We start from the raw sequence: 20,745 nt of genomic DNA on the forward strand, positions 1-20,745 counted from the left end.
CCGAACCAGCCGTTGACGTGGATGGAGCTGATCTTGGCCGTGGCGCCGTGCTCCTCGAAGATGGCCTTGATCCGCTGCGCCTCCTCCAGCGGCAGGCGGGGCACGTCCTCGCAGAAATCCACGGCCAGGTCGTACTCGCGGTAGGCTTGGTCGCTGGCGATGCCGGCGCCGGGCACGCGGCGCAGGATCTCCTCCCGCACCGCCTCCAGGCGGACGCGGAAGCGGGCGCGGGTCGCCCCGTCGTAGAGGAAGTGGCGGGCCATGCGCCCCTCCTCCAGGCGGAAAACCAGGCCGCCGTTCTCCCCGATCACGCCGTCCACGGGCCACATGCGGGCGATGTGGTCGCACCAGCCGGCCGGGCGCCCCGTGACCGGCACCACGCGCAGGCCGGCCTCGCGTGCCTTCCAGAGGGCGGCGTAGGCCTCCGCCGTGATGCGGCCCCCGCTCGAGATGGTGTCGTCGATGTCGGTGAAGAGCACGGCCAGGGCGCGGGCCGATTCCCGCGGCCAAGCGGCCAGGGGCTTGAGCCGCTCCGTCACGCCGAGCGCGCTCCGGGCTGGGCGCGGCCCGCGCTGGAGACGATGGCCCAGTTGGCGGCCACGTACTCGTAGAGCGAGTAGAGGGTGTAGAGGGCGGCGACGAGGACCAGCCACCAGGCCACCTCGTTCAACAGGGCCGTGGGCAGCAGGGCGGGGAAGAGGGCGCTGGCGATGCGCCCCGTCAGGATGGCGATGATCACCGTCGCCTGGATGATGGCCTTGAGCTTGCCGCTGGTGCGGGCCGCCACCACCTCGCCGCGATAGGCGCAGACGGTGCGCATGGTGCTGATCAGGCTGTCCCGGTAAACGAAGATGAGCACCATCCACCAGGGGATGAGGCCGGCGGCGAGGAAGGCGATGAACACGCTCATGCGGCTGATGGAGTCGGCCAGCGGATCGAGCAGCTTGCCGAAGTCCGTCACCTCGCCGCGGGAGCGGGCCAAGTGTCCGTCGAAGGCGTCCGTCAGCTCGGAGACGATGACGATGGCGAGGGCCGCCACCCGGGCGCCCAGCCCGTCCTGCATGAAGACCAGCACGAAGACGGGGCTGAGCAGCAGCCGTGCGAAGGTCAGCCAGTTGGCAAGCGTCATGGGCGGATTCCTTGTGTGACGGCCGAAAAGTGGAACAATCGAGGTCCAGGCGCAACCGCGGAGCGGCCCGGCGGTAGGGAACCCGCTGTGGGTCGCCCGCCCCTCAGGCGCCCGATTCCCGCCGCTCGCCCCGGTCGAGGGAGAGGCGGACGGGAGCCACCATCCGCTCGGGCTGGAGGATGTCCTCCAGCTCCGCCGGCGAGAGCAGATCCATCTCCAGCACGATCTCCCGCACGGGGATGCCCGTCTCCAGGGCGCGGCGGGCCACCTGGGTCGCCGCCGAGTAGCCGATCCAGGGCAGGAGGGCCGTCACCACGCCGATGGAGTTGTCCACCAGGCTGCGGCAGCGCTCCTCGTTGGCCGTGATGCCCTCCACGCAGAAGCGGCGCAGGGTGCGGAAACCGCGCTCCAGCATGCCCATGCTCTGGAAGAGGTTGAAGACGATGACGGGCTCCATCACGTTCAGCTCCAACTGGCCGGCCTCGGCCGCCATGGTCACGGTCAGGTCCTGGCCGATGACCTGGAAGGCCACCTGGTTCACCACCTCGGGGATGACGGGGTTGACCTTGCCCGGCATGATGGAGGATCCCGGCTGGCGGGCGGGCAGGTTGATCTCCCCGAAACCGCAGCGGGGGCCGCTGGAAAGCAGGCGCAGGTCGTTGCAGACCTTGGAGATCTTGACGGCGATGCGGCGCAGGATGCCGCTGAAGATGAGGAGGCTGCCCGTGTCGCTGGAGGCCTCGACCAGATCCTTGGCCAGGGTGAACTCGAAGCCCGAGACGCGGCGCAGGGCCTTGACCGCCTCCCGCGGATAGGCGGGATCGGCGCAGATGCCGGTGCCGATGGCCGTGCCGCCCAGGTTGATCTCGAGGAAGAGGCGCGTGTTCTCCTTGAGGCGGTCGATGTCCTCCTCCACGCTCTGGGCCCAGGCGGCGAACTCCTGGCCCAGGGTCATGGGCACGGCGTCCTGGAGCTGGGTGCGGCCCATCTTGATGACGCGGGTGAAGGCGCGGGCCTTCTCGCGCAGGGCGTCCACCAGCTCCTCCATCTCCGTCACGAGGGGCTGCACGCTGAGCAGCATGGCCAGGTGGATGGCGGTGGGGTAGGCGTCGTTGGTGCTTTGCGACAAGTTGACGTGGTCGTTGGGATGGAGGCGGCCGTAAGTGCCCATCTCCTCGCCCAGGATCTCCAGGGCGCGGTTGGCGATCACCTCGTTGGCGTTCATGTTGGTGCTGGTGCCCGCCCCGCCCTGGATCATGTCCACCACGAACTGGTTGTGGAACTGGCCGTCGACGATCTCGTCGCAGGCCAGCTGGATGGCCCGCGACAGGTCCTCGGGCAGCAGGCCCAGCCGGGTGTTGGCCTGGGCGGCGGCCTTCTTCACCATGGCCAGGGCGCGGATGAAGCTGGGGAAATGGTGGAGGGGGATGCCCGTGATGTCGAAGTTCTCCAGGGCGCGCAAGGTCTGCACCCCGTAGTAGGCGTCCCGTGGCACCTCCCGCTCGCCCAGCAGGTCGTGCTCCAGGCGGGTGGCGCCCGTGCGGTACTGGCCGGCGCCACCGCGCAGGCCCCGCTTCATCCGCCCGAAGACGACGCGCGCCACCTGGCCCAGCAGACGGGCGGCCAGGGCGGGCCGGCCTTCCAGGAAGCGCAGCAGGGTGTCGCGTTCCAGGGTGAGCAGCACGCAGTCCACCGCCGCCACCGCCGTGGTGCTGTGGGGGCTGTCGTCCAGCAGGGCCGCCTCGCCCAGGAAGTGGCCGGCATGGTAGGTGACCAGCACCTGCTCCCCGGCTCCGGCCCGCTCGCTGACGCGCACGGCGCCGCTCTGGACCAGGATCAGCCGCCGCCGCCGCTCGCCCTGTCGGAAGACCACCTCCCCGGCCTGGGGACGCTCCTCCTGCAGCAGCTCGGCCAGGCTGGCCGCCTCCTCCGCCGTCAGCACCTGGAAGATCTCGTTGCGGCTGAGTATTTCGATCATGCGATTGCCCCCACTTGTCCGGCGCCTCCTGCTCCCACCAGTGCGGAGGGGCGATCCCGGCCTTGGCGCTTGGCAGCTTTTCGGACCTGGGCAATCTATCAAAGGCGACGCCGCCCGCCGGGCACCAGGCTCCCGGGACGGATGGGCGGTGGGGCGGCCTGTCCCGACCTTGGTCAGTAGAGGGCGGTCACCCGGTAGAAGAGCAGCGGGCCGGGCAGGGAGGTGCTCCAGGCCGGCGCCGCCGCTTCGCCCAGCAGGCTCCAGGCCTGCGGAAAGGGCAGGTCGGGGCGCGGGGCGCCGTAGATCCGATAGGCGGCGGGCGGACCCGGGGCGGGCGTCCAGCTGAGGTGGAGCTGCCCCGCGGCGGGCTGGTGCTGGATGGTCAGCCCGCTGAGGGCGGCCAAGTTGGTGGCGCCGGGACTGGGATGGGGAAAGGCGGTCCAGAGCGCGCCCCCGTCGGGCAGGCGGCCCTCGCTCTGGTCGGTCGTCTGGGGTCCGAAGACGCGGCTGTCGATCAAGCCGTTGCCCTGGTCCAGACGGCCGAAGAGGCCAATCTCCTCCCCGCTGGCGCCCAGCTTGAAGTTGGTGTGCAGCGGCCCGTCCTGGGGATCCTCGTCGCACCAGACGAGCAGGAAGGCGCCGCCGGGCAGCAGGGTGTCCGGCAGCATCCATTTGGTGCTGTTGGCCAGGTCGTCGGTCAGGAAGAGGCCGCCCAGATCCACGAGGGCGGGTCCCGGATTGAAGAGCTCCAGCCAGTCCTCCCGGGCTCCCGTCTCGTCTTGGAAACCGGTCTGGTTGCGGGCGACGAACTCGTTGATGAACAACACGGGCAACTCGGCTCCCGCGGGGTTCTGATTGGCTTCTCCCGGCGTGGCCAGGCTCAGCCTTTGCCACGATCCGCCACCGTCCGGCCAGCGGCCCCAGGCCAGGTCGCGGGACAGGGCGATCCAGCTCGCTTCATCGATGATGCTGCCGCCCTGGACCAGGTAGAGATCCTCCCCGTCGGCGTCCAGCTTGAAGCCAGCGTGTAAAGGCCCCTCCCCCGGCTCCTCGTCGGCCCAGACCAGCACCCGCCCACCCGGGGGCAGCACCAGGGCGGGGAAGACGAAGTCGGCCTCGCCCTCCCAATGGTCGCTCAGCCCCACACCGGCCAAATCCAGGGGAGTGTCGCCGCGGTTGAGGACCTCGATCCAGTCGTCGTAGTCGCCCGCCTCGTCGGCCACCGTGCTGGTGTTGGAGGCCATCAACTCGTTGATGACCAGGCCGGCGGGGGGAGTCCAGGCCCCGATCTGCTGGGTCAGCCAGCTGTGCCGGGCGTTGATGAAGGCGCGCAGGCCGGGGATGAGGCGTCCGGGCGGCGGCCCGCCGGGCGCGGTGAGGTCGGCGTCGAGGGCCGCCTCGAACTGGGCGGGGCTGAACATCATCAGGGTGTCGGCCAGGGCCCAGGGCCGGATCAGCTCGCGCAGGGCCTCCATCCGCCCCAGGAGGGTGTCGGGGTGCGCGGCGCCGGCCATCAACCGGCGCAGGTGCCCCAGGTAGGCCTGGTCCAGCTCCGGCACCTGCCAAAGGCGGGCGGCCAGGGGTCGCGGCTGGGCGGGCGGCAGCCAGTGGGGGTTCAGCTGGCGTAGCTGCTGCAGCGACAGGCCCATGTTGAAGACACCCCAGGCCTCATTCATGTCCCAGGTGGTGAAGACGAAGCGGCCGTCCAGGTCCCGGTGGTAGAGGTAGTAGTTGTGCCCGCTGCCCGGATAGCTGTCCAGGTTGGCCGCCAGGTTGTCCACGGCCAGCATGGCCAACGCCGAGTTGAGATCGGCGCGGTTGTGCAGGCTGTCCCGCAGAGCGCCCGGGGGCGTGTTGTTGAGGGTGGCGGCCAGATCCACCAGGGCCGACCAGTCATTCTCCCCCTCGTTGGTCTTCAACTCGTAATGGGGGTGGTACGAGGTCTCATCGGGGCCCAGGTAGACCAGGCTGCCGCCGGGATCCCCCTTCCACAGGTTGCCGTCCTCGGATCCGCCCCAGCGGCTCTCGATGAATTCCTGGTCCACCTGCTCCACCAGCAGATAGAGGCCCCAGTACCGCCCGTTGATGAAGAGGGCGGCGTGGTTGGCGCGGGGGACGGCCAGGCCCGCCGCCCGGCACAGCTCGTAGGCGCTCTTCTCCCGCACGAAGCTGGGGTCGAGGTAGCAGTTGTTGAGGTTCAGCTTGTCCAGGCCGGCCAACTCCTGCCCGGCGACAAACTCGTCCAGATCCAGCTTGAAGGATTTCTTCTGCCCGTAGTAGCCCCAGTAGCTGCTGTTGCCCTTGAAGCGGACGCCGATGGAGTCCAGCGCCACGCCATTCCAGCTGAAGGCGGCGGCAAGATAGGGCGGATCGTCGAAGTCCTCGAAGTTGTGGGTGAGCTGCTCCCACCAGTCGGTCTGCGCAAAGTCGAGGTGGATCTCGTGCACGGCGTCGCCGGCGAAGAGGGGATGGTCGGCCGGGTGCAGGGCGCCCGCGGCGGGCAGCACGGCGGCCAGGATGGACATCCCGGCCAACAAGGCGTGGCAGACGATCATGGAGAATCTCCCGCTGGTTGATCCCTCGCTCGGCATCCCGACGAGTCGTGTCAGCGCAGGGAGGACAGCGGGACGCGCCGAGCACAATCTGTAACGGGAAGACAGGGGGATTGTTTCCGGCCCGCGCGCCGGTTTCAGGTGCTGTGGGCGAAGGCCAGGGCCCGGCCCTGGGGCGGCCCCCGCAGGGCGCCCTCGGCGTAGACCAGCCGTCCCCTGATGATCGTGTGGGAGACGCGTCCGCGCAGCCGGCGGCCGTGGAAAGGGCTCCAGCCGCAGCGGCTCTGCAGGGTCGCCTCGTCCACCGTCCACTCCGTCAACGGATCGACCACGGTTAAATCGGCGCGCGCGCCCGGCGCGATCACGCCCTTCCCCTCGATGCCGAAGGCCCGCGCCGGCTCCTCGGCCAGGGCCGCCACCACCCGGGCCAGGGGCAGGCGGCCGGCCAGCACCTGGTCCACGAGCAGGGGCAGCATCGTCTCGGTGCCGGGCATGCCGCTGGGCGTGGCCGGATAGGCGCCCGCCTTCTGCCGGGCGGTGTGGGGGGCGTGGTCGGAGCCCAGCACCTGGATCACCCCGTCGAGGAAGGCCTGCCAGAGCGCGGCGCGATGTTCCTCGGCGCGGATGGGGGGATTCATCTGGGCGCGGCTGCCCAGCTCCTCGTAACAGGCGGGCGCCGCCAGCAGCAAGTGCTGGGGGGTGACCTCCGCCGTCACGCGCCCGCCCAGCACACCTGGCGGCAGGGCGCGCAGGAGGGCCATCTCCTCGGCGCAGTTGAGGTGCAGAAGGTGGACGGCGCGGCCGCTCTCCGCCGCCAGGGCCAGCAGACGCGCCGTGGCGCGACAGGCGGCCTCGACGTCGCGCAGGACAGGGTGCCAGCGCGGATGGTCGGCGCCGGCATGCGCCTGCTTCAGCTCCCGCAGGCGCTCCTCGTCCTCGGCGTGGACCGAGACCCGCGAGCGGCCGTTGGCCAGCGCCCGGCGCAGGCTGGCGTCGTCGGGCAGAAGCAGGGAGCCCGTCGAGGAGCCCATGAAGATCTTCACGCCGCAGCAGCCGGGCAGGCGCTCCAGCTCCGCCAACTGCTCCAGGTTCTCCCGGGAGGCGCCCATGAAGAAGCCGAAATCACACCAGCAGCGGTCCGTGGCGCGGGCCACCTTGTCGGCCAGGGTCTCGGCCGTGGTGGTGAGGGGTCGCGTGTTGGGCATCTCGAGGAAGGCCGTCATCCCGCCCGCCACGGCGGCGCGGCTGCCGCTCTCCAGGTCCTCCTTGTCGGGAAAGCCCGGCTCCCGGAAGTGGACCTGGGTGTCGATCATGCCGGGCAGCACCCAGCGCTCGCCCAGGTCGAGCACGGCCGGGGCCGGCAGGGCCGGGCCGCCGCCCCACTCCCGCACGGCTTCGACACGTCCCTGCGCCACCTGGATCTCCAGGGGCCGCAGGCCGCCCTCGCACCACACCTGCCTGCTGCGCAGGACCCAGCACCCGCCGGCGTGGATGTCCATTTTGCCTGCTCCCGGATGATTGATGGTCCAAGGTAGGAATGAGGACAGGGCGGGAGCGGGAGACTCCCGGATGTGCCAGGACGGCACCGGGGGAGTACCAGGGCAACACCAGGGGAGCACCAGGGCAACGCCAGGGCAACACCAGGGCAACACCAGGGCAACACCAGGGGAGCACCAGGGCAACACCAGGGCAACACCAGGGCAACACCAGGGCAACACCAGGGCAACACCAGGGCAACACCAGGGCAACACCAGGGCAACACCAGGGCAACACCAGGGCAACACCAAGCCCAATGCCGTCGAATTCCCTCACGCCATCAGTTTCTGGCGGAAGATGAAGAAGGTGGCGCCCAGGATGCAGAGGGCCGCCCACAGGTAATCCAGGCGCGGCTGCTCCTTCAGGTACCAGATTGAGAAGGGCACGAAGACGGCCAGGGTGATCACTTCCTGCAGGATCTTGAGCTGGCCCACGTTGAACACCTGGTAGCCGATGCGGTTGGCTGGCACTTGCAGCAAATACTCGAAGAGGGCAATGCCCCAGCTGACCAGCGCCGCGATGATCCAGGGCCGGTGGCTGAGGGTCTTCAAATGGGCGTACCAGGCGAAGGTCATGAAGACGTTGCTCAGCCCCAGCAGTCCTACGGTGCGCAGCACATGGTTCTAGGCGCGGTCCTGCTCCCCTGCTATCCTGGCCGTTCCGACACGCAGCCGGTCCCCGTCAGGGTCAACCGCCAGACAAGGACGGGGCCAAGGTAGAAAACAGGCCCGCTCGGTCGGCGCCCGTCGATCGTGCGCGAATGCCTGTGAGCTTTGGTCCGCTTGGACGTGCGCGTCCGGGATACGTGAGCGGGCCGCCCGCAGGCGGCCCGCTCCGCACCAGCAAAGAGACAAGATGCGCGGACCGTCGCGACACGGCCCGCGCCAGACAGGAGGAACCTAGAGGGTTGCCCGGTGGAGGCGCGACACCTCCGACCAGTCAACCACTTGCCACCAGTTTTCGATGTAGTCGGGACGCCGGTTCTGATAGTTCAGGTAGTAGGCGTGCTCCCAGACATCCAGGGCGAGCAGGGGCGTGCCGCTGCCGTCCATCAGGGGATTGTCCTGGTTGGGCGTGCTCAGCACCTTGAGCCGCCCACCCTGCGTCACCAGCCAGGCCCAGCCGCTCCCGAAGCGGGTGAGGCCCGCCTTGGTGAAGGCCTCGCGGAAGGCGGACATGCCGCCCAGGTCGCGCTCGAGGGCGGCCGCCAGCTCGGGGCTGACCGATCCGTCGCCGCCCTTTTTCATCAGCCGCCAGAAGAGGCTGTGGTTCCAATGACCGCCGCCGTTGTTGCGCACGGCCGCCCGCTGCGCTTCCGGCACCTGCTCCAATCCCCCCAGCAGGTCGTCCAGATTCCTGCCGGACACCGCCGCCCCCGCCGCCTCCAACGCGTTGTTCAGGTTGGTCACATAGGCGGCATGATGCTTGCCGTGATGGATCTCCATGGTCCGGCCGTCGATGGTCGGCTCCAGGGCGTTGAAATCATACGACAGATCAGGCAGGGTGAACATGCAAGCGCTCCTGTTGATGGGTTGGCTACAGCGGCTCACGGGCGAGCCGTTTCGGTAGCAATCCTATCAAAGTTTGGCCGGAAGAACAAATCAAATGAGGGCAAATTGAGGGCGCCGGCTGGTCTCATCCGCCAACTTCAGCGGGAGGTCTTGAAGGAGGGGCCGAGGGTGGCGAAGTGGCCGGAAGACAGGCGGGCGAGGGGGCGGAGCGCCTCCGCCCGGGGGCGTCCCCGCTCGTCCAGGGCCTCCGTCAGGGTGTGGGCCTCGAGGATGCGGCCCAGAATGAGGTCGACCGGTCCCCGGCCCAGCTCCAGCCACTGCTCGACGCGGCATTCCAGCTGGGTGGGCGTGTCGGCCAGGCGGGGGGGCGCCACCAGTCGGGCGGGCAGGGTGGCCAGCCCCAGAGCGCTCAGCTCGCTTTCGCCGTAAGGGAGATCAGCGGCGGAAGCCTGGACGAGGTCCGCCTGATCGGCGGCGGGCAGGTTGACGACGAAGTCGGGCCGGGCGCGCAGGTTGCGCGCCGTGTCCTTGGGGACGCCCTCCCGCCGGCCGATGCTCACCATCATCATGGGCGGATCGGCGCACACCACGTTGAAGAAGGAGAAGGGCGCCAGGTTGACGCTCCCGTCCTCGTTCAGGGTGGTGATCCAGGCGATGGGGCGGGGCAGGACGAGGGCGGTCAGCAGATGGTAGGCCGCCGCCGGGGAGCAGGCGCCCAGGTCCAGCGCCCGGTGGCGCGGCTCAGGCATCCATCCGCCCCTCGAACCGGAAGCCGGCCTGGGTGATGGCCCGGGCCAGGGTCGCCTCCTCCGGCAGGCGGGCGGCGCTCACCACGACCAGGCCCTGCTCCAGGTGGACCTTGGCCTGCAGCCCCTCCGCCAGGGCCTCCACGGCTCGTTGCACGTGTCCGGCGCAGTTGGGGCAGGTCATGCCGGCCACGCGCAGGGTCAGTTCCATCATGGGCCGCTCTCCTCCGCTTCCGCGCCCCGCACGGCCAGGCAGGCGCGCACGGCGCCTTGAAGAATCTCCCCGTGATCGCCGGTGGCGCCCAGGCTGGCTCCCAGGTCGCGCAGCAGGCCGTCCTCCAGATGATAGAAGAGGCCATGCACCTGGACCGGCCAGCTGCGTCCCCAGGCGCCGCGCAGGATCTTGGACTGGGCCAGGTGGGCCACTTGCTCCAGCACGTTCAGTTCGCAGAGGGCCTCCGTCTGCGCCTCCGGCGCCAAAGCGGCGAGGCCCTCCCGGTGGCGCTCGCGGGTCTGGCGGATGTCCCAGATCCAGTAATCGATAAGGCCGTGGGCCGTCTCCTCCAGCGCCGCCCGCACGCCGCCGCAGTTGCCGTGGCCGCAGACGATGATATGCTCGACCCGCAGCGCCTCCACCGCGTACTGGAGCGCGGCGAGGCAATTGAGATCCCCCATCTGCACCAGGTTGGCCACGTTGCGGTGGACGAAGACCTCCCCCGGGGCCAGGCCCATGATCTCGTTGGCGGGCACCCGCGAGTCGCTGCAGCCGATCCACATCCAGCGCGGCGACTGCTGGTCCACCAGACGCTGGAAGAAGTCCGGGTCGCGGGATCGCAGGCGGGCGGCCCACTGGCGGTTGCCAGCCAGGATGCCGGCCAAGCCCGGATGATCGGACCCGGCGCCAACAGCGGCTTGCCGGCTCATGCGCGCCCCCTTTTCCAATAGCGGATGTAGAGAATGAGGCTGCCCAGGATGCCCAGGCCGGCCAGGACCAGGCAGACAGCGAGGAAGGCCCAGGGCTGCCCGGCCCAGGGGATGCCCGCCACATTGATCCCCAGCAGGCTGGTGAGCAGGCTCAAGGGCAGGAAGATGGCGGCGATGAGGGAGAGGCGGTACATGGTCGTGTTGATCTGGTCGCCCAGGGCGGCTCCCAGCTCGTCATGGGTGACCGCGGCGCGGTCGCGCAGGGTGTCCAGATCCTCCACGATGCGGACGAGGCGGTCCGCCGATTCGTGCAGGTGCCGGCGGACCGGCGGCGCCAGGGGAGCGTCGGCATCCAGGGCGAGGGCGGCCACCACCTCGCGCATGGGGGCCAGGTGCCGCCGCAGCTGGATGCATTGCCGGCGGTGCTGTCCCACCCGCTGGCGCAAGCCCGGTTTGGGCTGACGCAGCACGTCCTCCTCCAACTTGTCGCCCTCCTCCTCCAGCTCGTCCAGCACCGGATTCATCCGATTCAGCAGCAGGCGGGTCACCGCGGCCAGGAAGTCCCCCGCATCCCGTGGTCCCCGTCCGTCCGCCAGGGCGGACCGCAGGTCGTCCACGGCCCGCACCGGCCGGCCCTCCACGGTGATGACGCGCCGCGGCTCGATCCACAAGCGCAAGGCGACCATGTCCTCGGGCTCGGCCCCCGGATTGAGATTGACCCCGCGCAGCACGACCAGAAGGCCGGACTCCAGCACCAGCCAGCGCGGCCGGGTTTCGCCGGCCAGGAGCGCCTCGCGGGCGACAGGGTCGAGTCCCGCCGCGCCGAGGTAGCCGGCCGTGTCCGGGGCGCCGCGCTTCAGGTGCACCCAGAAGTAGCCGTCCGCCTCCTGGTCATCCGGGGCGGGAAGCCAGGGCAGATCCGGACCACTGCCGCCACGGACACGTACATGGAAGGCACTCTGCGCCGCTTGGCCCTCGTCGGGGACGGCTGAGGCCGTCAGGTCAGTCATGGCCGCCCCCGCCCGGGTCCTCCGGCACCGTCGGCTCTGCCAGCCGGTGCGCCTGGGCCGACTCCGGCAACAGGAGATCCTCAAGGAACCAGGCCGACAGTTCCGCCCGTCCCCCCACCTGGGCTTTGCGATACACCTCCCGGGCTTGCTGGCGCACGGTGCGCTCGCTCGTGTCCCGCACCTGGGCCACCTGTTTGTGGCTCAAGCCCTTGAGCAGCAGCACGCCCACATCCCGTTCGGCCGGGGTAAGGCCCCAACGCTGGAACTGGCGGTCGATGGCCTGGCCCAGTCCGGCGAGCAGGCCCTGGGCCTCGCTGCGCCAATGGGCCACGTCGCCGCGGGCGTCGCGCAGCCGCGTCTCCAGCTGCCACCGATGGCGGCGCTCCTGCCGCATGTCCCACAGGATGGCCAACACGCCGGCCAGGGTGATGAGCGCCATCACCCCCTCGGTCAGCACATGGGTCAGGCCTTCGCCGCCGCGCAGATCGAGCAGGGGATCCACAATCAGGAAGAGGCTGACCAGGGCCAGATACCCGGCAAGCAGTCCTCTGCGCTCGGCCAGGTGAAACATGAGCTTCATGCGATGTCCTGGATTGTCATGGGGAAAGTAGGGAAATCGCGCATATGACGCATTGCGCAGAGGGCCACTCCGCCATAGGTTGTCCGCCAGATTGACAGGAAGCGCATGCACTGGATGTTCGCCATCGGCTGGTTCGGTCAGGGTGCCTATTTCGGGCGCTCCCTCTTGCAGTGGCTGAGGTCGGAGCGGGCGGGACGCAGCATCGTGCCCGATGGTTTCTGGATACTCTCCATCCTGGGGGCCATCGCGCTTCTTGCCTACGCGACCTTGCGGCATGATCCGGTCATCATCCTCGGGCAGGCTGTCAATCTGGCCATCTACCTGCGCAACCTCCACCTGGCATCCCACAGGGAGAGGCCGCGCCTTGGTCCAAGGATCCTGGGCCTGGCCCTGACCGTCCTGACCATGGCCCACCTGACCGCGATGATGCAGTCCTTGCACCAGGACCACTCTCCCAGGATGCTGGTGGGATGGCTGGGGCAGTTCATCTTTCTAACCCGTTTTCCCCTGCAATGGTGGAGCGCCGAGCGCCATGCCATCGTCGAGCTTCCTCCCCTGTTCTGGTGGACCAGCCTGGTGGGTTCCATCCTGTTGCTTGCATACGCCGCCTGGCGTCATGACCCTGTCATTGCCGCAGGGCAGGGCGTGGGTCTTATGACCTATGTCCGGAACATCAGTCTCCAGCACCGGGTCCGCGCCCTGGCCTCCAAATGATCAGACCCGGACAACACATCTGCATCAACCCAGCTTCCCGCATCTGGCTGCTCCTGCTGTTCCTGGCCCTGCTCGCCGTCTCCCTCAACAAGGGATTCTGGGGTGCCCACGGCGAGGCCCGGCGGGCCGAGGTGGCCCGGGAGACGCTCCAGGACGGCCATTGGCTGGTGCCAACCCTGCTGGGCGAACCCTTCGTCACCAAGCCGCCTCTCCTTTACTGGAGCAGCGCCGTGTCCATGGGCTTGTTCGGCGTCTCAGACTGGGCCGCCCGGCTGCCCGCCCTTGTGGCCACCCTGGGCAGCTGGCTGGCCATGCTTAGCCTGGGGCGCTCCTATGCGCGCGAGCTTCGCAAAGCCCGTGGACCTGGTCAGGCCGATGGGGATCTGGGGGCCGTGGCGCTCCTGGGCCTGCCCCTGGTCATCGGGATGGGCCTCAACGCGGAGACAGAGCCTCTCCTGCTCTGTTTCGGCCTTGCCGCCGTCGCGGCGGTCCTGCGCTTGCCGCCCCGCGGCATGCCCCGGCCACGGGTGGTCCGTCTCCTGCCCGGCTTCTTCCTGGCGGCGGGTTTCCTGACGAAGGGGCCGCTGGGTTGGCTCTTCCCGCTCTTCGGCATCCTGGCCTTCGAGCGCGGGCTCCCTGTGGAGCGCCGACGCCTGGGCCGGAACGATGTGCTGGTGATCCTGCTCCTTCAGGCCATGCTGGTTTTGCCCTGGTTCATCCTGGTGATGGCCCGCCTGCCCGAAGCCTTGAATACGTGGGTGGGGAAAAGCGTGGCCCGCCTGGCGGATGCGGATTTCCAGGTGCATCGGGAGGCCTGGTGGTACTACTTGCCGCGGCTGGCCGCCTTGCTGCCCGCCCTGCTCTTCCTGGATCGCGGCGTGTGGCGGGACCGCATCGGACGCATCCCCCTCGTCTGGCTGGGCCTGGGCCTGCTCCTGCTCAGCCTGGCCGCCAGCAAGCGCACCCATTACCTGCTCTCCCTTGCCCCCGCCGCCGCCCTGCTCCCCGTGGCCGCCTCGGCGGCGGGACGCTGGGCGCGGGGGCGCGAAACCCTGCTGCGTGTCCTGGGCGCGGCCTTGCCTCTCCTGGCCGCGGCCGCCGCCCTGGTGCTATTGACGCGGGGTGGCCTGGAAGCCACGCCGCTGGTACTGGCTTCCGCGGCCTTGGGTGCCGTCGCCTCGGTCTGGCTCTGGCGGCAAAGTGGGGTCACCGGCCTGCAACAGGTGGCGGCAGGTCTTTTGCTGGCCTTGGCCGCGGGAGCGGGGGGGCCGCTGCGCGCCGTGGACGCCTACCGCAGTCCCCGCCACTTCTATCAGTCCTGCGCCGAACTGACGGAGGAGCCGCTCCCCCTGATCAATTGGAGAAACGATCGCTACTCCACCTCCTTCTATCTGGGCCGCCCGGTCCCGCCCGCCCGTAGCGAAGAAGATCTGGATCGCCTGGCGCCCGGCGCGGCCTGGCTGCTCTGCCAGGCCGGGGATCTGGAGCCGCTGGCCCGACCGCATCGAGTCCGGCTGCGCCACGCCGTCCACGATCCCTTTCTGCCCTCACGGGTCCGCACCTGGCTGCTGGTGCGCTTGGAGCAGCCGGTCGCCACCCGCGAAACCGACAACTTGACAGGGAAAGGGACCACGCCATGAAGGTGCCCGAATACAGCCTGATTGTTCCGGTCTACAACGAGGAGGCCAGCGTGGGGCCGCTCGCCCTGGAGATCGAAGGGGCACTGGCCGGTCTGGAATGGGAGTGCATCTGGGTGGACGACGGTTCAACGGACGACACCCGCGATGCGCTGCGCGACCAGATTCGCCGTGAGGGACGGCATCGCCTCATCGGCCTGGAGCGCAACGCCGGCCAGAGCGCCGCCCTGCTGGCGGGAATCCATGAAGCGCTGGGCTCCCTGCTGGGGACCCTGGATGGGGACGGCCAGAACGACCCCGCCGACCTGCCACGCCTCATCGCCCATGGGCGGGAGTCCGGCGCGGACATGGTCAACGGCCGTCGCGCCGTGCGCCGCGGCACCTGGCGGCGTCGCCTCTCCTCGCGCATCGCCAACGGGTGGCGCAACGCCCTGACCGGCGAGCGGATAATGGATGTAGGCTGCTCGATCCGTGTCTTTCGTCGCGACTGCGTTCGTACCTTGCCGCCCTTCCGGGGCATGCACCGCTTCCTGCCGACCCTGGTGCGACTGGACGGTTGGCGCCTGGCGGAACTGGAGGTGGAACATCGGCCCCGTCGTCAGGGCCTCTCCAAGTACGGGGTGGGCAACCGCCTGTGGGTGGGCATCCTCGACACCTTCGGCGTGATGTGGCTGAAGAGCCGATTTGCCACGTGGCGGGTCGCCACAGACAGCCTGTCGGAGGTGGACCTGCGATGGCAGTCACGCCCATGTCGAGGGCCAGTCGGTGGGGATTTCGCGTCGCCCAATGGCATGTGCTCGCACGAAATCAGCGTCGAATGGGACCGGCAGGGGCGATGTCGACCGCGAGGTGGCCAAGTCCGACGGGCTGCTGAGAAAGGGGAGCGTGACCGGCAAAGCTGATCATCGCCTGCGCCGGCCCCTGCTGGCCGTCCTTTACGCCATCACCCTGGCCGCGGTGGCCGGGTGGCTGGCCTCGGGCTGGGACTACTACCGGCTTGCGGCGACGGCCCGGCCGCGCCACCCCGACTATGCCCGCCTCACCTCCGGCGGCAGCCTGGGCCACCTCTTCGGCCTGGCCGGCTCCGCCCTCATCCTGATCCTTCTCCTCTACGTGGTGCGCAAGAGATGGAAGCGGCTGGCCCGCGCCGGATCCCTCCGCACCTGGTTGGACATCCACATCTGGATGGGCGTCACCGGGCCGCTCCTCATCGTCCTCCACTCCGCCTTCAAGGTGGGCGGACTGGTCGCCTTCTCCTACTGGTCGATGGTCCTGGTGGCCGTCTCGGGCGCGCTGGGCCGCTACCTCTACGGACAAATCCCGCGGGACGAGGAGGGCGTGGAACTGGATGCGGGCTCTCTCCAGACCCGCCAGGCGGCCCTGGAGGCGGATCTGGACGCCGCCGGCCTGCCCCTTGCGCTGCGCCGCGAAGTGGACCATCCGGCCGGGGGCCTCTCCTCCTGGTTGGCCCTGGACCTGGCCTGGCCCCTGAGGCGACGGCGCTGGCGGCGGGAGCTGGCGGCCGCCGGCCTGGCCGCTCCGACCCATGTCCTGGGCACCCTGCGCCGCCTGGAACTGCTGCGCCGCCGGCGGGTGGCCCTGGACCTGGCCCGCCGCCTGCTGCACCACTGGCATGTCTTCCACCGCCCCTTCGCCGCCATCATGATCCTCTTCATGATCATCCACGTGGTGGTCGCCCTGCTCTTCACCACCCAGCACGGCGCCCCGCCGCCGGTGGCGCCGTGACCGGCGAACTTGCCCTCTACCTGGCCAGCGGCCTCCTCTGCGCGGCCGTCATCTTCTTCTATCTGCGGAGGGAGGAACGGCGCAACCGGGTGATGAGGACCCGCCTGGCGGAGGCCCAGGTCCGCGGCCTGACGGAGCCGGCCAGCCTCCATCCGCGCATCGATCCGGGGCGCTGTGTGGGAAGCGGCGCCTGCGTCCGGGCCTGCCCCGAGCACCACGTCATCGGGCTGGTGGACAACAAGGCCGTCCTCATCAACGCCTCCGCCTGCGTGGGCCATGGGGCCTGCGAGGCCTCCTGCCCGGTGGAGGCGATCGACCTTGTCTTCGGCACGGCGCGGCGCGGCGTGGAACTGCCCCGGGTGCGCCCCACCTACGAGACCAACGTGCCCGGCCTTTACATCGCCGGCGAGCTGGGCGGCATGGGCCTCATCCGCAACGCGGTGAATCAGGGGACGCAGGCTGCGACGGCCATCGCCGCCTCGCTGCGCGGCCAGCCCGCCACGGACCCGGAGCAGCATGATCTGCTCGTGGTGGGAGCCGGCCCGGCCGGTCTCGCCGCCGCGCTGCAGGCCCAGCTGGACGGACTGCGGGCGGTTGTGGTCGAGCAGGACTCGCCGGGCGGCACCATCCTGCACTACCCTCGCCGCAAGCTGGTGATGACCCAGCCCATGTGTTTGCCCGGCGAGGAGCCTCTGCGGCGTCGGGAGATCGGCAAGGAGGAGCTGTTGGAACTCCTCGCCGCCACGCTGGACCGACGCCGCCCGACCCTGCATTGCGGTGAGCAGGTGGTCCAGGTGCGGGCGGAGGCGGACGGCTTCCATCTGGGGACGAGGCGGGCCGACGGCGGCACGGCGGTGTGGCGCGCCCGTCGTGTGCTGCTGGCCATCGGCCGCCGGGGGACCCCTCGTCGCCTGGGCGTGCCCGGTGAGGAGCAGGGCATCGTGCAGTACCAACTGCGCGATCCGGAGCAGTTCGCCGGCCTGGCTTGCGTGGTGGCGGGCGGCGGCGACTCGGCGATCGAGGGGGCGCTACGCCTGGCGGCGGCGGGAGCGGCCTCGGTGGACCTTGTGCACCGCGGCGGATCCTTCGTGCGGGCGCGGTTGCCCAACCAGGACGCCCTGCGCGAAGCCGCCGCCGCGGGCCGGATCCGCGTCCACCTGGACTCCCTGCCGGTGCGGGTCCAGGCCTCCGGGCTGGAGATCGCCGGTGGCGGCGCGACGACGCTCCTGCCCGCGGGCCTGGTCCTTGTGCAGATCGGCGGCGAGTTGCCCACCGGGCTCCTGCGGCAGGCGGGCGTGGTCATCGACACCCACTTCGGCCGTCAGGTGCGGCGGGGGGATGCCGCGTGAAACCTTGCCCCTGGCTCTTCCTGCTTGCCTGGCTGCTGCCCCTGGCCGCCGCGGCGCAGCTCTCGCCGGGCAAGTTGGCCCTCCCCCACCAGCAGTTGGAAGGCCTGGGCAAGTGCACATCCTGTCACGAACTGGGGAAGCCGGTGGACGGCGCCCGCTGCCTGGCCTGCCACACCACGCTGGCGGCGCGCATCCGGGAGGGCCGGGGTTTCCATGCCTCCCGCCGCGTGCGACAGGCCGCCTGCGTCTCCTGCCACAGCGACCACCATGGGCGGGACTTCCAGTTGATCCACTGGGAGAAGGGCGAGGCGGGCTTCGACCACGCCGAGGCCGGTTGGAAGCTGGAGGGCGCCCATGCCGGGACGGACTGCCGCGCCTGCCATCGGTGGGAGTTGATGGATCCTGTCCTGGCCGCGGCCAGGGACCTCAATCCGGCGCGCAGCTACCTGGGTCAGGCGCGCGACTGCCTGGCCTGCCACCGGGACGAGCACCAGGGCCAGCTGGGCTCCGACTGCGCCACCTGCCACGACGCCCGCGCCTGGACTCCGGCGCGCTTCGACCACGATGCCACGCGCTTCCCCCTCACCGGCGCCCACGCCACGACGCGCTGCGCCGCCTGCCACAAGCCCGAGCTGCCGCGACCCGCCGAGGGCCGCTTCGTGGTCGATGATGCGCCTGCGGCCGGGGCGGCCCGCTTCAAGCCCCTGGCTTCTGCCCGCTGCACCGACTGCCACCGCGATCCTCACGAGGACCGGCTGGGTCCGGATTGCGGCGGCTGTCACAGCACCGAGTCCTTCCAGATCCGCAGCGGCAGCTTCGACCACGGGCGGACCCGCTATCCACTCACCGGCGCCCACCGCCAGGTGGCCTGCGCCGACTGTCACAAGGGCGCCGAGCCCGCCCGTCGGCGTCCGCCCTTCCCGGAGTGCTCCGCCTGCCACCAGGATCCGCACGGCGGCCAGTTCAGCCGGACAGGACGCGCACAGGCCTGTGCCGACTGCCACGACACGGAGCGATTCCGGCCCTCCCGTTTCGGCCTGGCCCGCCACCAGGAGAGTCGCGCCCCCCTCGAAGACGCTCATCTGGCCGTGGCCTGCGACGATTGCCACACCCGCCCGGCGGCGGCCGCTCCCGTCCGCTACGACCTGGGCGGACGCGCTTTCTCCGGGCAGGCCTGCGCCGACTGCCACGGCGACCCGCACGGAGGGGAGGCCCGGCCCTGGATGGGGGAGGACGGGTGCCGCCACTGCCACGGACTGAAAGAATGGAGAGGCCGCTCCTTCGATCATGAGCGGACGGAGTTCCGGCTGAGGGGCCGACATGCCGCGGTGGAGTGCGGCGCCTGCCACCGGGTGGGCGCGGTGACGGATCCCATCCGGGTTCCGCTCAAGGGGCTCAGCCGGGATTGCGCCGGCTGCCATGCCGACCCCCATCGCGCCCAGTTCGCGACGGCGGAGCGGGGCCCCGACTGCGCCTCCTGCCACCAGAGCACAGGGTGGCGGGAGACCCGCTTCTCCCACGACGAGAGCCGCTTCCCCCTCGACGGCCGCCACCGCGACCTGGCCTGCGCCGCCTGCCACCGCCCGGAGCAGGACGCCGAGGGACACTTCATCCGTTACCGGCCGCTGGGCATCCGCTGCGAGGATTGCCACGGCCCCGGCGCGGGAGGGAGTTGAGATGGGCAACTGGCTGATCCTGCTGACGCTGCTGCTGGCGCTGTGCGGCGGCCCGAGGCCGACCTGGGGCGCCCTCGTCAGCCCGCACGGACCTCTCACCATCGCCTGCGGGGCCTGTCACGCCACGACGGGCTGGTCCCTGCGGAGCGAGGCGGAGTTCAACCATGACCGCGACAGTTCCTGGCCGCTGGCGGGCCGCCATCGGGAGGTCGCCTGCGCCGCCTGCCATCTCGACCTGCGCTTCCGCGACACGCCGGGCGCCTGTGCCGACTGCCATCTGGATCTCCACCAGGGAGCGCTGGGCCCGGACTGCGGCGGGTGCCACAGCCCGGCCCGCTGGTTCGATCGCACCCTGCTGGAGCGGCGCCACGAGCGCAGCCTCTTCCCGCTCACGGGCGCCCACCGCGGCCTGGACTGCCGGGCCTGCCATCCCGGCAGCGGCGCCGGGCAGTTCGCCGGCGCCCCGCTGGAGTGCGCGGCCTGCCACGCGGGCGACTACCTCGCCACCGCGAGGCCGGTCCATGGGGAGGGCGGCCTGGGCACGAACTGCGCCCAGTGTCACAGCACGGCGCGCTGGGCCACCCCCGGTGGTTTCCAGCACGACGCCTTTCCCCTGCTGGGCCGGCACGCCGCCGCCAGCTGCGTCTCCTGCCACGAGGGCGGACGCTTCGACCTGGCGCCCGCCCACTGCGCCGGTTGCCATGCAGCGGCCTGGCAGGCTTCCGCCGATCCCCGCCACGTGGCGGCCGGCTTCAGCCAGGGTTGCGCCGTCTGCCACGACGAGCAGGGCTGGCGCCCATCCGCCTACAGCCACGCCGCCGCCACCGGCTATGAGCTGGACGGCGCCCACGGGGCGCTCTCCTGTGCCCGGTGCCATGTCGGCCAGCAGTACGCGGGAACCAGCAGCCTCTGCGCGACCTGCCATCTGGCTGACTACCAGGCCGCCGGCGAACCTGCGCATCAGGCGCCGGGCTACCCGCTGGATTGCGCGCTGTGTCACACGAGGGAGTCCTGGCAGGGCGTCGGCTTCGACCACCAGGCGACGGACTTCCCTCTGCTGGATGCGCATGTCGCGGTCTTCTGCGTGGATTGCCACCTGGGCGGAAACTTCACGATGACGCCCACGGACTGCTTCTCCTGCCATCAGGCAAGCTTCGTGGAGACAACCGATCCGGCCCACGAGGCCAACCTCTTTCCGCAGGACTGCACGGGTTGCCACAACCAGACGGCCTGGTCCCCCTCCACCCTGGATCACGACCTGACGGACTTCGCCCTGAGTGGGGCCCACCTCGCGGTCAACTGCGCGGACTGCCACACAAACGGACGCTTCGTCGACCTGCCGGCCGCCTGTTGGGCCTGCCACGAGCCGGACTACCAGCAGGCGACCCATCCCGACCACGCCGACAACCAGTTCTCCCAGGACTGCGCCACCTGCCACAGCACGGCCGCCTGGCAGCCGGCCACCTTCGACCACGACCTGACGGACTTCCCGCTCACCGGCGCCCACGTCGCCGTCAGCTGCGCGGCCTGCCACGTGGGCGGCCAGTACACGGAGCTCGACGGGGCCTGCTGGGCCTGCCACGAGCCGGACTACCAGCAGGCGACCAATCCCGACCACGCCGCCAACCAGTTCTCCCAGGACTGCGCCACCTGCCAC

General features: G+C 70.3%; 19 protein-coding genes and 1 pseudogene. 7 read left to right on the forward strand and 13 right to left on the reverse strand.

What is annotated here, in order from left to right; genetic code table 11:
- From Q8O14_10375 to Q8O14_10435, 13 genes and pseudogenes are all read right to left on the reverse strand, one after another.
- A partial coding sequence (locus tag Q8O14_10375) for an HAD-IIB family hydrolase (GenBank protein ID MDP2361144.1) occupies nt 1–539 on the reverse strand: 539 nt, incomplete at its 3' end.
- Complete coding sequence (pgsA, locus tag Q8O14_10380) at nt 536–1,129, reverse strand: CDP-diacylglycerol--glycerol-3-phosphate 3-phosphatidyltransferase (GenBank protein MDP2361145.1); 594 nt, start codon at nt 1,127–1,129, stop codon at nt 536–538. The genes pgsA and Q8O14_10375, both read right to left, overlap by 4 nt.
- A 103-nt stretch (nt 1,130–1,232) precedes the next feature.
- Entirely contained in the window at nt 1,233–2,708 is a 1,476-nt protein-coding gene (gene aspA / locus Q8O14_10385; protein ID MDP2361146.1) for an aspartate ammonia-lyase, read from the reverse strand.
- Between the two features lie 72 nt (nt 2,709–2,780).
- A pseudogene (locus tag Q8O14_10390) lies at nt 2,781–3,107 on the reverse strand (cyclic nucleotide-binding domain-containing protein).
- Between the two features lie 173 nt (nt 3,108–3,280).
- The gene (locus tag Q8O14_10395) at nt 3,281–5,662 is read right to left on the reverse strand and encodes a CotH kinase family protein (GenBank protein ID MDP2361147.1); all 2,382 of its coding nucleotides are present in this window, start codon (nt 5,660–5,662) and stop codon (nt 3,281–3,283) included.
- A 134-nt stretch (nt 5,663–5,796) separates the two neighbouring features.
- On the reverse strand, nt 5,797–7,158 hold the full coding sequence (locus tag Q8O14_10400) for a dihydroorotase (protein ID MDP2361148.1): 1,362 nt from the start codon (nt 7,156–7,158) through the stop codon (nt 5,797–5,799).
- Nucleotides 7,159–7,467: 309 nt separating this feature from the next.
- Nucleotides 7,468–7,812, reverse strand: coding sequence for a DMT family protein (locus tag Q8O14_10405; protein MDP2361149.1), 345 nt, complete (start codon nt 7,810–7,812; stop codon nt 7,468–7,470).
- A gap of 282 nt (nt 7,813–8,094) precedes the next feature.
- A complete protein-coding gene (locus Q8O14_10410; protein MDP2361150.1) occupies nt 8,095–8,706 on the reverse strand; it encodes a superoxide dismutase in 612 nt (203 codons plus the stop codon).
- Between the two features lie 137 nt (nt 8,707–8,843).
- Entirely contained in the window at nt 8,844–9,455 is a 612-nt protein-coding gene (locus tag Q8O14_10415; GenBank protein MDP2361151.1) for a flavin reductase family protein, read from the reverse strand.
- On the reverse strand, nt 9,448–9,666 hold the full coding sequence (locus Q8O14_10420; GenBank protein ID MDP2361152.1) for a heavy metal-associated domain-containing protein: 219 nt from the start codon (nt 9,664–9,666) through the stop codon (nt 9,448–9,450). Before Q8O14_10420 ends, Q8O14_10415 begins: the two co-directional genes overlap by 8 nt.
- Nucleotides 9,663–10,376, reverse strand: coding sequence for a carbonic anhydrase (locus Q8O14_10425; GenBank protein MDP2361153.1), 714 nt, complete (start codon nt 10,374–10,376; stop codon nt 9,663–9,665). The genes Q8O14_10420 and Q8O14_10425 overlap by 4 nt, the downstream gene beginning before the upstream one ends.
- Entirely contained in the window at nt 10,373–11,386 is a 1,014-nt protein-coding gene (locus Q8O14_10430) for a CorA family divalent cation transporter (GenBank protein MDP2361154.1), read from the reverse strand. Before Q8O14_10430 ends, Q8O14_10425 begins: the two co-directional genes overlap by 4 nt.
- Nucleotides 11,379–11,966 carry a helix-turn-helix transcriptional regulator gene (locus Q8O14_10435; protein MDP2361155.1) on the reverse strand — a complete coding sequence of 196 codons (588 nt, stop codon included), beginning with the start codon at nt 11,964–11,966 and terminating at the stop codon, nt 11,379–11,381. Before Q8O14_10435 ends, Q8O14_10430 begins: the two co-directional genes overlap by 8 nt.
- 105 nt (nt 11,967–12,071) lie before the next feature.
- Between Q8O14_10435 and Q8O14_10440 the strand changes: the two genes are divergently transcribed.
- From Q8O14_10440 to Q8O14_10470, 7 genes are all read left to right on the forward strand, one after another.
- Nucleotides 12,072–12,680, forward strand: a complete 609-nt coding sequence (locus Q8O14_10440) for a lipid-A-disaccharide synthase N-terminal domain-containing protein (GenBank protein ID MDP2361156.1) — start codon at nt 12,072–12,074, stop codon at nt 12,678–12,680.
- Nucleotides 12,677–14,320: a glycosyltransferase family 39 protein gene (locus Q8O14_10445; protein MDP2361157.1), complete on the forward strand. Its 1,644-nt coding sequence runs from the start codon at nt 12,677–12,679 to the stop codon at nt 14,318–14,320. Before Q8O14_10440 ends, Q8O14_10445 begins: the two co-directional genes overlap by 4 nt.
- Entirely contained in the window at nt 14,317–15,219 is a 903-nt protein-coding gene (locus tag Q8O14_10450) for a glycosyltransferase family 2 protein (GenBank protein MDP2361158.1), read from the forward strand. Before Q8O14_10445 ends, Q8O14_10450 begins: the two co-directional genes overlap by 4 nt.
- The gene (locus tag Q8O14_10455; protein MDP2361159.1) at nt 15,203–16,063 is read left to right on the forward strand and encodes a hypothetical protein; all 861 of its coding nucleotides are present in this window, start codon (nt 15,203–15,205) and stop codon (nt 16,061–16,063) included. The genes Q8O14_10450 and Q8O14_10455 overlap by 17 nt, the downstream gene beginning before the upstream one ends.
- Nucleotides 16,060–17,412, forward strand: a complete 1,353-nt coding sequence (locus Q8O14_10460) for an NAD(P)-binding domain-containing protein (protein MDP2361160.1) — start codon at nt 16,060–16,062, stop codon at nt 17,410–17,412. The genes Q8O14_10455 and Q8O14_10460 overlap by 4 nt, the downstream gene beginning before the upstream one ends.
- Nucleotides 17,409–19,088, forward strand: coding sequence for a hypothetical protein (locus Q8O14_10465; protein MDP2361161.1), 1,680 nt, complete (start codon nt 17,409–17,411; stop codon nt 19,086–19,088). The genes Q8O14_10460 and Q8O14_10465 overlap by 4 nt, the downstream gene beginning before the upstream one ends.
- Nucleotide 19,089: 1 nt before the next feature.
- On the forward strand, nt 19,090–20,745 hold a 1,656-nt coding region (locus Q8O14_10470), incomplete at its 3' end, for a hypothetical protein (protein MDP2361162.1).

This window comes from bacterium, assembly GCA_030685015.1.
Taxonomy (GTDB): Bacteria; CAIWAD01; CAIWAD01; order CAIWAD01; family CAIWAD01; genus CAIWAD01.